The 13,809-nt window shown below is 38.3% G+C and carries 16 protein-coding genes; 3 read left to right on the forward strand and 13 right to left on the reverse strand.

Annotated elements, in window-relative coordinates; genetic code table 11:
• Positions 1 to 7 precede the first annotated feature (7 nt).
• Together metG and CDOM15925_RS07120 are read left to right on the forward strand one after the other, a co-directional pair.
• Positions 8 to 1,903: a methionine--tRNA ligase gene (gene metG, locus CDOM15925_RS07115; RefSeq protein ID WP_169942528.1), complete on the forward strand. Its 1,896-nt coding sequence runs from the start codon at positions 8 to 10 to the stop codon at positions 1,901 to 1,903.
• 3 nt (positions 1,904 to 1,906) lie between these two features.
• On the forward strand, positions 1,907 to 2,893 hold the full coding sequence (locus CDOM15925_RS07120; protein ID WP_169942530.1) for a ferrochelatase: 987 nt from the start codon (positions 1,907 to 1,909) through the stop codon (positions 2,891 to 2,893).
• Positions 2,894 to 3,050: 157 nt separating this feature from the next.
• Here CDOM15925_RS07120 and queC read toward each other — a convergent pair whose 3' ends face one another.
• Positions 3,051 to 3,725: a 7-cyano-7-deazaguanine synthase QueC gene (gene queC / locus CDOM15925_RS07125; RefSeq protein ID WP_169942533.1), complete on the reverse strand. Its 675-nt coding sequence runs from the start codon at positions 3,723 to 3,725 to the stop codon at positions 3,051 to 3,053.
• A 103-nt stretch (positions 3,726 to 3,828) separates the two neighbouring features.
• Between queC and ybeY the strand changes: the two genes are divergently transcribed.
• Complete coding sequence (gene ybeY, locus CDOM15925_RS07130; protein WP_169942535.1) at positions 3,829 to 4,239, forward strand: rRNA maturation RNase YbeY; 411 nt, start codon at positions 3,829 to 3,831, stop codon at positions 4,237 to 4,239.
• On the opposite strand, the gene mrdA is transcribed toward ybeY, so the two are convergent.
• From mrdA to CDOM15925_RS07190, 12 genes are read right to left on the reverse strand one after another with little or no spacing between them, the layout of a single operon-like run.
• Positions 4,236 to 6,104: a penicillin-binding protein 2 gene (gene mrdA / locus CDOM15925_RS07135; protein ID WP_169942537.1), complete on the reverse strand. Its 1,869-nt coding sequence runs from the start codon at positions 6,102 to 6,104 to the stop codon at positions 4,236 to 4,238. The genes ybeY and mrdA overlap by 4 nt on opposite strands.
• On the reverse strand, positions 6,101 to 6,589 hold the full coding sequence (locus tag CDOM15925_RS07140; RefSeq protein ID WP_169942539.1) for a hypothetical protein: 489 nt from the start codon (positions 6,587 to 6,589) through the stop codon (positions 6,101 to 6,103). Before CDOM15925_RS07140 ends, mrdA begins: the two co-directional genes overlap by 4 nt.
• Entirely contained in the window at positions 6,556 to 7,038 is a 483-nt protein-coding gene (locus CDOM15925_RS07145; RefSeq protein WP_169942541.1) for an N-acetyltransferase, read from the reverse strand. The genes CDOM15925_RS07140 and CDOM15925_RS07145 overlap by 34 nt, the downstream gene beginning before the upstream one ends.
• Positions 7,039 to 7,635 (reverse strand): ribosome biogenesis GTP-binding protein YihA/YsxC, encoded by a 597-nt coding sequence (gene yihA / locus CDOM15925_RS07150; protein WP_169942543.1) that lies wholly within the window; start codon positions 7,633 to 7,635, stop codon positions 7,039 to 7,041.
• On the reverse strand, positions 7,632 to 8,114 hold the full coding sequence (lptA, locus tag CDOM15925_RS07155) for a lipopolysaccharide transport periplasmic protein LptA (RefSeq protein WP_169942545.1): 483 nt from the start codon (positions 8,112 to 8,114) through the stop codon (positions 7,632 to 7,634). The genes yihA and lptA overlap by 4 nt, the downstream gene beginning before the upstream one ends.
• Entirely contained in the window at positions 8,093 to 8,614 is a 522-nt protein-coding gene (gene lptC, locus CDOM15925_RS07160) for an LPS export ABC transporter periplasmic protein LptC (protein ID WP_169942547.1), read from the reverse strand. Before lptC ends, lptA begins: the two co-directional genes overlap by 22 nt.
• On the reverse strand, positions 8,605 to 9,093 hold the full coding sequence (locus CDOM15925_RS07165; protein ID WP_169942549.1) for a KdsC family phosphatase: 489 nt from the start codon (positions 9,091 to 9,093) through the stop codon (positions 8,605 to 8,607). The genes lptC and CDOM15925_RS07165 overlap by 10 nt, the downstream gene beginning before the upstream one ends.
• Positions 9,090 to 9,659, reverse strand: a complete 570-nt coding sequence (gene hisB, locus CDOM15925_RS07170; protein WP_169942551.1) for an imidazoleglycerol-phosphate dehydratase HisB — start codon at positions 9,657 to 9,659, stop codon at positions 9,090 to 9,092. The genes CDOM15925_RS07165 and hisB overlap by 4 nt, the downstream gene beginning before the upstream one ends.
• Before the next feature lie 2 nt (positions 9,660 to 9,661).
• Positions 9,662 to 10,498, reverse strand: a complete 837-nt coding sequence (locus CDOM15925_RS07175) for a septal ring lytic transglycosylase RlpA family protein (RefSeq protein WP_283956681.1) — start codon at positions 10,496 to 10,498, stop codon at positions 9,662 to 9,664.
• Positions 10,482 to 11,696 carry a lytic transglycosylase domain-containing protein gene (locus CDOM15925_RS07180; RefSeq protein WP_169942553.1) on the reverse strand — a complete coding sequence of 405 codons (1,215 nt, stop codon included), beginning with the start codon at positions 11,694 to 11,696 and terminating at the stop codon, positions 10,482 to 10,484. The genes CDOM15925_RS07175 and CDOM15925_RS07180 overlap by 17 nt, the downstream gene beginning before the upstream one ends.
• Positions 11,697 to 11,709: 13 nt before the next feature.
• The gene (locus CDOM15925_RS07185) at positions 11,710 to 12,498 is read right to left on the reverse strand and encodes a TatD family hydrolase (protein ID WP_169942555.1); all 789 of its coding nucleotides are present in this window, start codon (positions 12,496 to 12,498) and stop codon (positions 11,710 to 11,712) included.
• Complete coding sequence (locus CDOM15925_RS07190) at positions 12,495 to 13,751, reverse strand: diguanylate cyclase (protein ID WP_169942557.1); 1,257 nt, start codon at positions 13,749 to 13,751, stop codon at positions 12,495 to 12,497. Before CDOM15925_RS07190 ends, CDOM15925_RS07185 begins: the two co-directional genes overlap by 4 nt.
• Positions 13,752 to 13,809: the final 58 nt, after the last annotated feature.

Consider the following 13,809-nt stretch of genomic DNA (forward strand, 5'->3'; position numbering starts at 1 on the left):
GAAGATTATGAAAGCTTATATAACAACACCTATTTATTATGTAAATGACGTTCCTCATATCGGACATGCCTACACTACGATCATCGCCGATACGATGGCTAGATTTGCAAGACTTAAAGGCGAAGAGACGTTTTTTTTAACAGGCACCGATGAGCACGGACAAAAGATAGAGCAAGCTGCGCAAAAAAAAGGCAAAAGCCCAAAAGCATACGCAGACGAGATAAGCGCGAAATTTAAAGAGCTTTGGGATGAATTTGAGATAAGTTACGATCACTTTATCCGAACGACCGATGAGAGCCACAAACTAACCGTTCAAAACGCTTTTAACAAAATGCTTGAAAAAGGCGACATCTACAAAGGCGAATACGAGGGTTTTTACTGCGTTAGCTGCGAGACGTTTTTTACCCAAACTCAACTTTTAGATAACGAGTGCTGTCCTGACTGCGGGCGACCGACAAACTTAGTCAAAGAGGAAAGTTACTTTTTTAAACTATCAAAATACGAAGACGCTCTGCTTAAATGGTACGAGCAAAACGAACAATGCATACTTCCAAAAGGTAAAAAAAACGAAGTCGTAAGCTTCGTAAAAAGCGGACTTAAAGACCTATCTATAACTCGCACCAGCTTTGACTGGGGCGTAAAACTACCTGCAAATTTAAATGAACCAAAACACGTGATGTATGTCTGGCTTGATGCTCTGATGAACTATCTCTCCGCACTTGGCTACACTAGAGACGGCGAGAAGATGAGCTTTTGGGAAAATGCGGTGCATCTAGTCGGCAAGGATATCTTGCGCTTTCATGCGATTTACTGGCCAGCGTTTTTGATGAGTCTTGATTTGCCGCTTCCTAAGCATATCGCGGCACACGGCTGGTGGACCAGAAACGGCGAAAAGATGAGCAAGAGCAAAGGCAACGTAGTCGTGCCAAAAGAGGTTGCAGACGCTTATGGACTTGAAAATTTCAGATACTTTATGCTGCGTGAAGTGCCTTTTGGTCAAGACGGGGATTTCTCGCAAAAAGCACTTATCGAGCGCATAAACTCAGAGCTCAGCAACGATCTTGGAAACTTGCTAAACCGCATAATCGGAATGAGCGGTAAATACTCAAACTACGAGGTTTCAAGCAAAGATGTAAAAAAATACCATAAAGAAATTTTAGACGAATCAACAGCTCATCTAAAAGCAGCTTGTGAGAATTTAGAAATTTTTGCCACAAATCGCTACCTAGAAGAGCTTTGGCGAGTACTAAATATAGCAAACGCAAGCATTGCAAAATTTGAGCCTTGGAATTTGATAAAAGAAGGCAAAAACGATGAAGCAAACGCCCTTGTAAGCCTTTGTGCGAATTTGCTTGCTCGCGTGGCAATCTTGCTAAGTCCTGCGATGCCAAAGACTTGCGAGAAGATAGCTAGAGCGATGAAATTTGAAATTTCGACCCAAAATTACCAAAAGATAATACTTGAAAACGAGGTTTTAGACTTTGTTTGTGAGACTACGGCGCCGCTCTTTCCAAAGATAGAAAAAGAGCTTATGAGCACTCCTGCGCCAAGTGTAGCCGAATCTAGCAAAGACGAAACGACAAAGATAAAGATAGATGAGTTTAAAAAGTGCGTTATCAAAGTTGGCACTATCTTAGAGGCTTCAAATATCGAAGGCAGCGATAAACTGCTTAAATTCAAAATAGATCTTGGCGAAAGCGAGCCAAGACAGATCGTATCGGGAATTGCTAAATTTTATGATCCAAAAGAGCTTGTAGGCAAGCAGGTTTGCGTGCTGGCAAATTTAAAAGAGGCTAAGATATTTGGCAATATCTCTCAAGGCATGATACTTACGGCAGAAGACGGCTCGCTAGCGCTGTTAAGTCCTATCTCAAGCGTTAAAAACGGAGCGATCGTCGGCTAAATGATGAATATAGAAAACTTAAAACGTCTAATCAACGGCGACAGCATGAACACGCCAAGTGTAACAAGCGTTGTTGATTTTTCGTTTGAGGCTAAGAGTATTCGACAAGGATATGCATATATAGGCATAGACGCTACGCAAGAAGACATCAATGAAGCTACGGCAAACGGGGCATACGCGGTCTTAGTCGATAAAGAGTGCGAGATTACCGACAAGGAAGTAGCATTTATCAGAGTTGATAATCTAAATACGGCCATCATGCGCTTGGTTCGCTTTGAGAGTAGCTCAAAAAGACTTAAATTCTGCTCCATAAATGCCGTTCAAAAGGCTATCTTAAAGCGTATGAGTCTAGCAAAAAACGCATCTATCCTTCCGACTGATATAAAAGAGCTCTTTATCAAAATTTTTCACGCCAAAGAGACCGATACGTTCTTTTGCGATGATCTTAAAATTCTCTCTAAGGTTGCGCCTTTTTACGATACCGCATGGACAGATATGAGTGCTGAAGCCATAAATGAAGGCTCGATCTTCTTTACGACTCTTATTTGTAGCGGCATTTATTATCAAAATTTGGCTATATCCAAAGTCTTTAAAGGATTTTTAGCAGGGCTCATAGGATATCTAAATAAAAACGAGATCGAATTTAGACTCGGTGACCTGAGGGGGATCGAGCACTTTGAGCCTATATTTGTGGATAGAAATTTTAAAATCACTCCATTTGGAGCAAGCTTTAGGGCTTTTATAGTGGAAAACGATGAATCTCTTTTTGAGATGGAGGCAAATTTTTTAAAGCGAAATTTTAGCGAAATGATAGAAATTTGCGTTCCTTCAAATTTCAGATCAAATTTAGAACCAACCTTTGTTTTTAATAATTTAAGTGAGCTTAAAGAGCTTACAAATTTCCGATACGCTCTTGTTAAATGCCAAAAATCAGAACTCGAAGCGATGCTAAACAAGCAAGACAAAGAGGCGAATTTATTCGGATTTTAAGCGGCAATCCTGCCAAAACTAAATACAAAAAAATGTTTTTTGATGGCTTGGCATAATTAATTTTACTTGCATATTATAAATTTCCCTTATCGGCATTATCGATAAATTTACTTACCGACAAGTTTTTTGCAAACTCATGTATTAAAAGCAAATTTGTTTAGTTTATTGTTTTCTTATACCTTATCTCATCTCTTACGCCCGCTTGCTTAAATCCTCTAAGCCTAAGCAAGCAGCTATCACACTGCCCGCACGCCTCCTCTTCGCTCTCATAACAGCTCCAAGTAAGCTCTAAAGGCACTTTAAATTCCAAAGCCTTTTGCACGATATCAGCCTTTGTAAGATTTACAAGCGGGGTTTTTATCTCTATCTTTGTTTTTATAGCCGTGCCTTCGTTTATAACCGCCGTCATCTTATCTATAAACTCGCTCGTGCAGTCAGGATAGCCGCTTCCGTCAGCCTCTATCACTCCGATATATATCGCTTCGGCACCTTCTTTTTCGGCAAGTGAGGCAGCGATTGATAAAAATATTCCATTGCGATACGGCACGTAAGTTATGGGGATATCTTCTGCTAGGCTATTTTTAGGAACGTCTATAGAGGTATCGGTTAGTGCGCTACCTCCGATATGAGCGATGAAGCTAACATCAAGCACCAAGGATTTGCTTACGCCAAGATCGGCACAAATTTGATAAAAAGCCTCGCGCTCTTTTTTCATGGTGCGCTGATTGTAATCAAAATGAAGCGCTATTATCTCATACCCAGCATGCTTTGCCATATAGGCACAAAGAGTGCTATCCATGCCTCCGCTTATGATACAAACCGCCTTTTTCATCTATCGCCTTTGGTCTAAATTTGATGTTTTGCTTTAAATTTGAGTTTATACATGCAAAATTTAGCTAAAATTATACTCAAATTTATCAAAGGAAGCCTTATAAATGATACTTTGCGAAGATGATTATCCTGAAATTTTAGATGAAATTTGCGAATTTTTAACAAGCGGCGACGTGGAATTAAGTTTCGTTGATAATGAGCAGATGAGAGAGATAAATCTAAGCCAAAGGGGTATCGATAAGACAACCGATGTGCTTAGCTTTCCGCTTGTTTATCAACTTCATTTGCCTCTTGGATGCGTTGTTATAAACACAAACTTGGCAGAGCAAAAAGCTGTCGAACTGGGGCATGAAAGATATTCCGAAATAGCCCTGCTCTTTACGCACGGCTTGCTTCACCTGCTTGGCTTTGATCATGAGATAGATAGCGGAGAGATGAGAGCTAAGGAGTGCGAAGTGATAGAGAAATTTAGCCTTCCAAAAAGCCTGATAGTGCGCACTATGGATGAGGATTAAGAAGCTTTCTTTTTCTCTTTTTTCTTCTCCTCTTCGAGTTTCTTTTTCTCTTCTTTTTCAAGAGTGCTTTCAATAACGTATTTTTGATCTATGTAGCCAAGCTCTATAAGCTTGTTAAAAATTTTAGCCGTAAGCGGTCCTGCCGCAAGTCCCCCGTGTCCGCCATGCTCTATGATGACGGTTACGACATATCTTGGATTTTCATAAGGACCGTAAGTAGTCATCCACGCATGAGAGCGTTGAAGATACTTCATATCTTCTTCTTTCATACGTTTTTTTTCGGTTTGAGAGATCGCTACGACCTGTGCGGTTCCCGTTTTTGCCGCAAGCTTTAGCTTTGCCTCCTTAAAGTGCTTAAACGCCGTGCCTTTTTGGTGATTTGCGACCTCATACATCGCTTTTCTTATATACGGAAGCTGTTTTTTCTCAAAAGACGTAAATATATCATCGCTTTGCTCAAATTTAGCCACCTCATCGCCTACGCTATGTAAAAAATGAGGCGTGATATTTTTACCTGTTGCAAGCATAGCGGTATGTCTTGCTATCTGCATAGGGGTTACTAAGAAATTTCCCTGTCCGATGGAGCTGTTTAGAGTCTCACCGTGATACCAAGGCTGACCGTACTTTTGCATCTTCCATTCACGACTCGGCACGATTCCTATAAATTCATTAGGTAGATCAACTCCAGTTTTTTGACCAAAGCCAAGGCGCTCTAGCACCGGTGCGATAGCGTCTATACCGATTTTAAGGCTACCTTTGTAAAAATAATCATCACAACTTTCTCTAATCGCCGAGTTTATATCTACAAAACCGTGTCCGTACTGGTTCCAGCATCTAAAATTTCGTCCACCGACCTCAAGAGTGCCGCTACAATAATACCCCGAACTTCTATCCATCTTGCCTGAATTTAAAAAAGCAAGCGCGACACCCATTTTGATAACGGACCCTGGAGGATAGTGTCCGTTTACTAGCTTATTTAAAAAGGGATGATCTATGCCGTTTATGAGCTCGTCCCATTTGGCTTTTGAAATTCCCGTCACAAAAGGGTTTAAGTCATACTCTGGAAAGCTTCCCGCCGCTAAAATCGAGCCGTCTCGCACATCCATAACGATAACCGCGCCTGCGTCTTTGTCAAAAATTTCTTCCACATATCTTTGCATCTCAAGATCGATGCTTAGGGTGATATCTCTGCTCTTTGGATAGGTCATAGATATCTCTTCTACCTGCTCGTTTAGGGCATTTACCTTTATCTTCCTAACGCCCTCCTCGCCTTGCAAGATAGAGTTGTAAAACCTCTCTATACCGCTTTTACCTGTGTGATTGGTAAGCTTGGCGATAGGGTCGTTTAAAACGTCATCTTTGTTCGCTCTTCCCACGTAACCGATGATATGAGAAGCAAGGTGCGAATATGGATAATGCCTTTTAGACGCAGGCTTTACGCTTAAAACTTCACGAAGCGAAAGCGAAGAGATGTGAGGTATCATCGTGTCATAATCGATAAAATTTATGATCTCTATGAAGTCTTGATTATAAGGCGAATCGGCTTTAACGTAATCGCGTTTTAGCTTAGTAACGTTTATATCTTCAAAAATTTGAGCCAAATTTAAAAGCTCTTCGTCTAAAATTTTACTCTTGCTTAAATGCGGCTTGATAGATACCGAAAACCCAAGACGATTTACCGCCACAGGATTTCCTTTAACGTCTAAAATTTGACCTCTTACAGGCGGGATGAATTGAGATTTTACTACGTTTTGCTCGGCAATTTCTTCGTAAATTTCGTTCGACTTGATACTAATATGATAAATTCTAACAAGTAGCAAGATCCAAACGCTAAATATGACGGCAAAAACTATGCGCATTCTCATGCAAATCGCTCGCGAAATAAAATAGTCGCCAAAAGAGCTTCAAAGGCTATGTAAATAAAATACCTGTGGTCAAAATTTAGCATAGGTAAATTTGCTACGTAACGCAATAGTAAAGTGATCAAACAAGTCATAAAGTATCCGCTTGCGACAAAAACTACAAGCAAAATTTCACGCGATTTAAATGTTACAAGCAGCCAATCAGAAACCAGATAATAAAACAGCAAAAACCCTATCATCGTAGAAAAAAGCGCATATCCATGCACCTGCTCGGCAAAAATCAGATAAAAGATAGCAAAATACCATCTTTTGTCATACTTTTTGACTTTTTTATTTTTTTCGATATTTAAGATAATCATATAGGTAAAAAATATGCCTATAAGCGGCGGCAAGTACGTAGCTACGCTTGTGGCGGCTTGATATACAAGCAAAAATGCCGTCCAAAGAGCGAATTTTAGAATTTGTAAATCAGAGCTATTTCGTCGCATACCGGAAAATGCTTGCATTTAATACAATCGGCCCAAATTTTTTGCGCAGGCAAATCAGACTTTGGAATTTCAACAAAACCAAGCTTTTCAAAGAAACTTTTTCGGTAAGTTAGAGTAAAAACGGTCTTGATTTCATACTCTTTAGCCTCCCTAAGTATCTTTTGCACGAGCTTGCTTCCAACTCCGCCACCTCTTAAATTTTTAGACACTACAAGACTTCTAACCTCGGCTAAATTTACAGTATGTATATGAAGTGCGCAAAACCCGACAATCTCTTCTTCTTTGCCGTTTTGATGCAAACAAGCAAGCATATAAGACCTGATATTGGTTGAAATTTCATCGTCACTTCTTGGCAGGATAAGTCCGCTTGCAACCTCTTCACAGACAAGCTCTTGCATAGCTTTTATATCTTTTAGTTTAGGCTTTCTGAAGTTTATTGCGCCGTTCATCTATACACCCAATGCGTTTTTTACTATCAGCTCATTAGCTTTATCAATGCCTATTTTTTTAAGAACGGATACAAAGTGAGCGTTTGGATAGGCCTTTAAAGCTGCGCTTTTTTCGCTTTGATTTAGTTTATCCGCCTTTGTTAGGATGTTTAAAATTCTCTGATCGGCTCTTAAAAAGCTTTGCAGGTAGTCATTTACATTTTTATCTATCTCAAGATCAAAATGCCTACTATCTATAAGATGAACGAACAACTTGATATTAGATCTTTGTTTTAAATATTCGTCTAAATTTCTCTTCCATTCGTTATGCATACTTTTTGCCACTTTTGCATAACCAAAACCGGGCAGATCCACAAAGACAAGATTGATTCTTTGCTCATCGTATTCGTAGCCTACTTCAAAAAAATTTATAAGCTGAGTTTTACCTGGAGTAGAAGAGCTTTTGGCTAAATTTTTATGATTTACAAGAGCGTTTATAAGGCTACTTTTGCCCACATTTGATCGCCCCAAAAAAGCAACCTCGCTACCGCTAACAGGCGGAGCTAGGGAAATGTTTGGCGCCGAGATTAAAAATTTAGCATTAAGCGCTCTAATCACTTGTTCTTACTCTTTTCTTCAACCTGAAAGATAAATTTAACCGGCTTTTTGTTTCCGCTATTTACATTATACGTTCCGCTGTTCTGATTTACGGTTATCTTTTCGCCATAGACTTTTTTATCGGTTTCTTCTTCGTGCAAAAAGCCGTTTCCGTTTATGGTGTATAAATTCGGCGCAGGCTCGTAAATAAGTTCGTTTCCGCTTCCGTTGTAATTTTTATTTTGTATGATGACTTTAAATTTGGCATCTCCACTGGCTACATATTTAAGAGGGTTTCTTTTGGCGTCAAAGTATATCAAAACCTTATTTGCAGTTAAAACATCCTTGCCCTTTTTTATATTTACATTTCCGCTAAATTCGCTTATAAGCTTTTTTTCATCGGCGTAAAAATCATCGGCAGTTACCTCTACCTGCTCCGCAAAAAGAGCCGACAAACCAAATAAAACAAAAGCCCAAATTATCTTTTTTCCTCTATCCATGCGCGGATTCCTTTTACATATGTTCTTTTTAAATTTGTATCATAGACCAAAGCATCACCTACGACTTTGTCGCCATTTTGAGTCATCACAAACGAAGTATCTGATACCGCTAGCTTTGATTTGATATCATACACCACTTCATCCGAGACAAATTTAAGCCCGTCACTACTTATATAATCAACGTTGCCTTTAAATTTAATCGTATCGTTTTGATAAAACGCCTTATCGGATGTTAAATTATGCTCTTTATTATCTTTTATAATTTCGGCTTTAAAGCTAAGAAATTCATCCTTATCGCTATACCTGTTCCACTCGTCAGCCTCGTATCTTGCGTTTATGATAGTGGAATTTAACTCATAATCAATTACATCGTTTATCTTCATGCTCGCGATAGAATTATCAGGCTTAATGCTTTGAGTATGATACGGATCTTGGATGGTCAGATAAACCATTGCTACGCTAAAAATAGATATAACGAAGTAAAAAATCTTTATAACCAACGTTTAGACCACTCTTCATAAAGATTTTCATGCTTTATCAAAATTTCAATCATCTGCCTAATCGCGCCATTGCCACCCTTAAAATCAAGCTTGGTTTTTACGTCAAGTTCTTTTATGGCATTTTTTGGCTTGAAGCTCCACTTTACAGCCTTTAAAAGCTTATAATCGTTATAGTCATCGCCTATAGCGGCTGCGTTTTCAAAGCTTAATCCTTCGAATTTTAAAATTTCTTCAGCTACGGCAAATTTATCACTTACGCCTTGATATACGTGATCTATCTTTAAATTTTCAGCTCTTCTTTCTACGATTGCGGATTTCCTTCCCGTTATGATGGCTACTTTTTTACCGAGCTTAAGCCAACTTTCTATAGCGTATCCGTCTTTAACGTCAAAGAACTTAATCTCCTCGCCGTTTGCACTATAGACTATCTTACCGTCGGTCATACATCCATCAACGTCTAAAAATATTATCTCTATCACAGCACACCCTTTGTGCTTGGAACTCCGATTCTTTCGTTTTTAGCAAGCGCTCTTCTAAGAGCTACGGCTAGGGCTTTAAAGCTTGCTTCTATGACATGGTGAGAGTTTTTACCGCGAATTTTAGTTATATGAAGCGTGATATTTGCATTAAATGCAAGAGCTTGGAAAAATTCATTAACAAGCTCGATATCAAAATCACCTACTTTGCCATCGCTAATACTTTCATAAACCAAAAAAGGTCGATTAGATAGATCAAGGGCGCAATTAACCGCCGCTTCATCCATTGCAACAGTAGCTTCTCCAAATCTTTCTATCGCATTTACCGGATAAATGATCTCTTTTAAAAGCGAGCCTATAACTATGCCCGTATCTTCAACCGTATGATGAAAATCTATATGCAAATCACCCTTTGCAACAAGCCTCATATCAAACAAAGCATGCTTGCCAAAGGCTTCAAGCATATGATCAAAAAATCCTATACCCGTGCTTACCTCGCACTTTCCGCTTCCATAAATTTCTAAATCTAAACTTATATCAGTCTCTTTAGTCTTTCTTATCTTTTGCACGCTTACTCCCTTGCGATAAATGCGCCTTCTATATGCCCTGCTTCGATGAAGTCTCTAGCCTCGTTTTCGCTTCTAAATCCTGTTAAGAAAACTCTATAAATCGGCTTATTATCAAGCGTATATTTTCTAATTTCGGCGGTATAGTTTTTAGTTGAGTGCTTATTTTTGTAAGTTGTAGCACCGCTTAAATTTCTAAACGCCCCGATTTGAACCATAAATTCTCCGCCTACAAACACATCTTGCGGTTTTTGCGCTACAACTATGCCTCCGGTTGCCTTTTGCTCTTTTGTTGTGCCAGAAACAACCGTGGAGCTATCGCTTATCTTGCCGTTAAATCCTATCACCTCTAAAAATACCGGAGCGGTTCCTGCGGCTATCATATCTATCTTGGATGCCGCAGTTTTAGACAGATCTATCACTCGTCCTGCCACAAACGGTCCGCGGTCGTTTATACGCACTACAATGCTTTTTTTATTTTTTAAATTTACGACTCTAACCATTGTATTCATCGGCAAAGTCTTATGCGCAGCAGTCATATTGTACATATTATAAATTTCGCCGTTTGAAGTTTTTTTGCCGTGAAAATCAGGACCATACCAGCTTGCAATACCGCTGGCCGTATCTCCTACGCTAACAACCGTAGGATAGTAAGTCTTGCCATTTATCTTATAAGGTCGCATAGTGGCTTCATGCACCTTTTTAGAGTTATTTATCTTTTCTTGTGTCGGCCCCTTTGGTCCGCTTGGTCCCAATATCCCGCTCACGACAGAACAGCCCGTAAAAAATATAGCTACAAAAACATTAAAGAGCGTAAATTTTATACTATTCTGAAGTTGCAAGCTTTGCTCCGATAGAAGAATTTGAGCTCATCAAGCTATTTGCATCCTTTAAATCCTCAAAAGCGACATCAAATTTCTTTGCAACCTCACTTAAAGTGTCTCCGCTTTTTACTATATATTCGGCTAGATAATTAACATCTTGATCGCTAGGAATGACTAATTTTTGATTTGGCTTTATCTCGTTTGAAGCAAGAGCGTTATACTCCTTGATAATTTTATGACTTACGCCTGTTTTTTCAGCGATTACAAGGAGTGTTTCGTTTTTACCCACGGTGTAAATTTCAAATTTACGATTTTTAGCAACCTCGAAATTATTATCAAACATCTCTTTTTTATTTTTTGGTATATACATATAATACGGCTTATCAACAGGCGGAGTATAGACAAATTTAAGATGAGAGTTGTACTCTTTCATTCTTTTTAGACTAAGTCCGATACTGTCGCCTACCTCCATCAAAGTAGTTCCTCCCGGTACTTTTATCTTCTCAATCTCCATACCTTTTGCATTTGTTATAAGCTCGGCATCTTTTGAGCTAAGGAAGTTCTTATCGTTTGCGATATGCGCAACGGTTAAAATTTTCTTAACAAAATTTCTAGTTTCTTTTGGGATATAGACTTTATTTGCATCAAGCAAGGTAGCCAAATCGTCCGTCCCTGCCTTTTTAATAGCCGATCTTAGCTTAGTGTTGCCGCAGTTATACGCCATCATAGCAAGATACCATTTCCCAAATTCGTCTTTTAAGCTCTGAAGGTACTTAGTGGCAGCAATAGTTGCCGCGATAGGATCTTTTCTCTCGTCCGTATAGTTATCCACTCTAAGACCGTAAAGCCTTGCAGTAGGCGCCATAAACTGCCAAATTCCGATTGCACTCTTGCTTGATACGACATTATTGGAAAATCCTGATTCTATCATTGCAAGATACAAAAAAGACTCCGGAATACCCGAGTCTTTGATGATTTTTTGAAGAGTAGGTATGTGCCTATGTCCGTTTTTTAAAGTTTTTACGAATTCCTTCTTCTTGCTCTCTTTTATGCTATTTTTTATAGAGCTATAGTGTGGATTTTTCATAAATTTAGCATCTATATCAAACTCTTTTAATATCTTCTTTTGTATTTCTATATGATCTTTGTTTGCCGTTGATGCAGACAAAACTCCAAAACAGGTCATACACAAAAGAATTATCTTAAAATATCTCATTTTTCTCCTTGGTTTATGCTGTTTTAAAATGCCCAAAAAGCATCTTTGCATTTGACGTTGTCAAATTTATCAACCTCTCTTTATCTAAATTTAAAATTTCAGCCATTTTCTCAGCAACCAGCTGAGTATATATCGGCTCGTTTCTTCTACCCCTATAAGGCTCTGGAGAAAGATACGGACCGTCTGTTTCAATTAGTAACTTATCTTGTGGAATTTTAGGCAAAATTTCCACTAAATTTTTAGCGTTTTTAAATGTCAAAACCCCGCCTATGCCAAAATAGAAATTCCCGAATTTATTAAGCTCCAAAAGCAAAGGCGATGCGTTATAACAGTGCATTACGGCACCCACAAGCCTACTTGCATACTCTTTTAGTATATTAAAAGTATCCTCATTGGCATCTCTAATATGTAAAATAACAGGCATTTTTAATTCGCTAGCCAAATCAAGCTGAGAGATAAAAACTCTCTTTTGAAGCTCTTTTTCGGCTATTTTTTCACTACCTTCTTTTGGCAATCTAAAATAATCAAGCCCGCATTCTCCGATAGCTATACACTTCTCATGACTGGCAAATTTACGAAGCGTATTGATATCTAAATCCTCTTTATGATATGGATGAACGCCTGCGGCAAAAAATACATTATCAAATTTCTCAGATATCTTAGCAGCTTTTGGTAAATCATTAATATCAGCCCCCGGGATCAAAACTCCTCCCACGCCTGCTTTATAGGCATTTTGCATGACCATATCAAGATCGTCATCATATCTATTATCGTCAAGATGGCAGTGAGTATCTATTATCACAGATTTATCTCCACACGGTTTCTTCCATTTTTCTTAGCGGCATAAAGAGCCTTGTCTGCAAGCTCTAGCATTTCATCTACGTTAGATTCGCTATCTCCGAATGCCAAACCGATAGAAACGGTCATTTTAATACTCTGAGTTTTAAGAGTAACCATACTTGAAGCTATCACAGCTCTTAAATTTACAAAAAATTTAACCGCCTCTTCTTGAGGGATATTTTTAAGCACTACGCAAAATTCCTCGCCGCCAAATCTTGCCACTATATCGCTTCCCTTTGTGGTATCCATAAGCTTCTTGGCTAAAAATTTAATCGCTTTATCTCCGCTATCGTGACCATATGTATCATTTATCTTTTTAAAATGGTCAATGTCTATCATGGCAAGTGCGTAGTTTTCATTTTTTTGCTTTATTTTTTTCAGATATTCTTCCATATTTTCGTAAAAATAACGCCTATTGCAAGCTCCTGTCAAGAAGTCGTGATTAGCAAAATTTGCAATTCTTTCTATATTTTCCATGGCTTCTATAGTGTTATTTACTCTAGATATCAGCTCCTCTTTTTCAAAAGGCTTTGCTATGAAGTCATTAGCGCCGCTTTTAAGAAATACGGCTGCATTTATCTCGTCCTTAGGAGAGGTCATTACTACAACTCCCAAAGAGTTTTTATCCTTGTCTTTTCTTACCTCTTTTAAAACTTCAAGACCGTCTTTAACAGGCATTCTATAATCTGTAATAATGAGCTTTATATCGGGATTATCTTTAAAATAGCTAAGAGCTTCTTCGCCGTGAGCTGCGGCAAACACTTCAAACTGCAAGCTTTTTAAAATTTTTTTCGAGCTATTTCTAAACGTCAAAGAATCCTCAATAACCATTACTTTGTATTGTCTGTTTTGTCTAAGACGATTAATCATATGAAATATATAATTTATATCCTCCATATTGCCTTTATAAACATAATCCACAATATCTTTATGTATGAAAGTCTCTCTTGTTTTATTATCCATACTTCCGGTTAAAACTATGCTCGGCAAGCCTTTTGAAATCACATAATCAACAACCTCGCCATTTGGTGCATCAGGCAAATTTAGATCAAGCAACGCTATAAAATAATCATTTGGATTTTTTAAAAATTCCTGCGCCTCTTTTAAGCTATAAGCTATATCAACCTCCATATCGACGTTGTCTTCCATCTTTTTAGCTATTAGTTTTGCAAGTGATTTATTATCCTCTACTATTAAAATTCTATTTTTTTCCATAATTTTATATTACCTATTAAATTTTATATTTAAACTATATTAACTTTTTTCAAAAGCG

The organism is Campylobacter sp. RM15925, from assembly GCF_012978775.1.
GTDB classification, from domain to species: Bacteria; Campylobacterota; Campylobacteria; order Campylobacterales; family Campylobacteraceae; genus Campylobacter_A; species Campylobacter_A canis.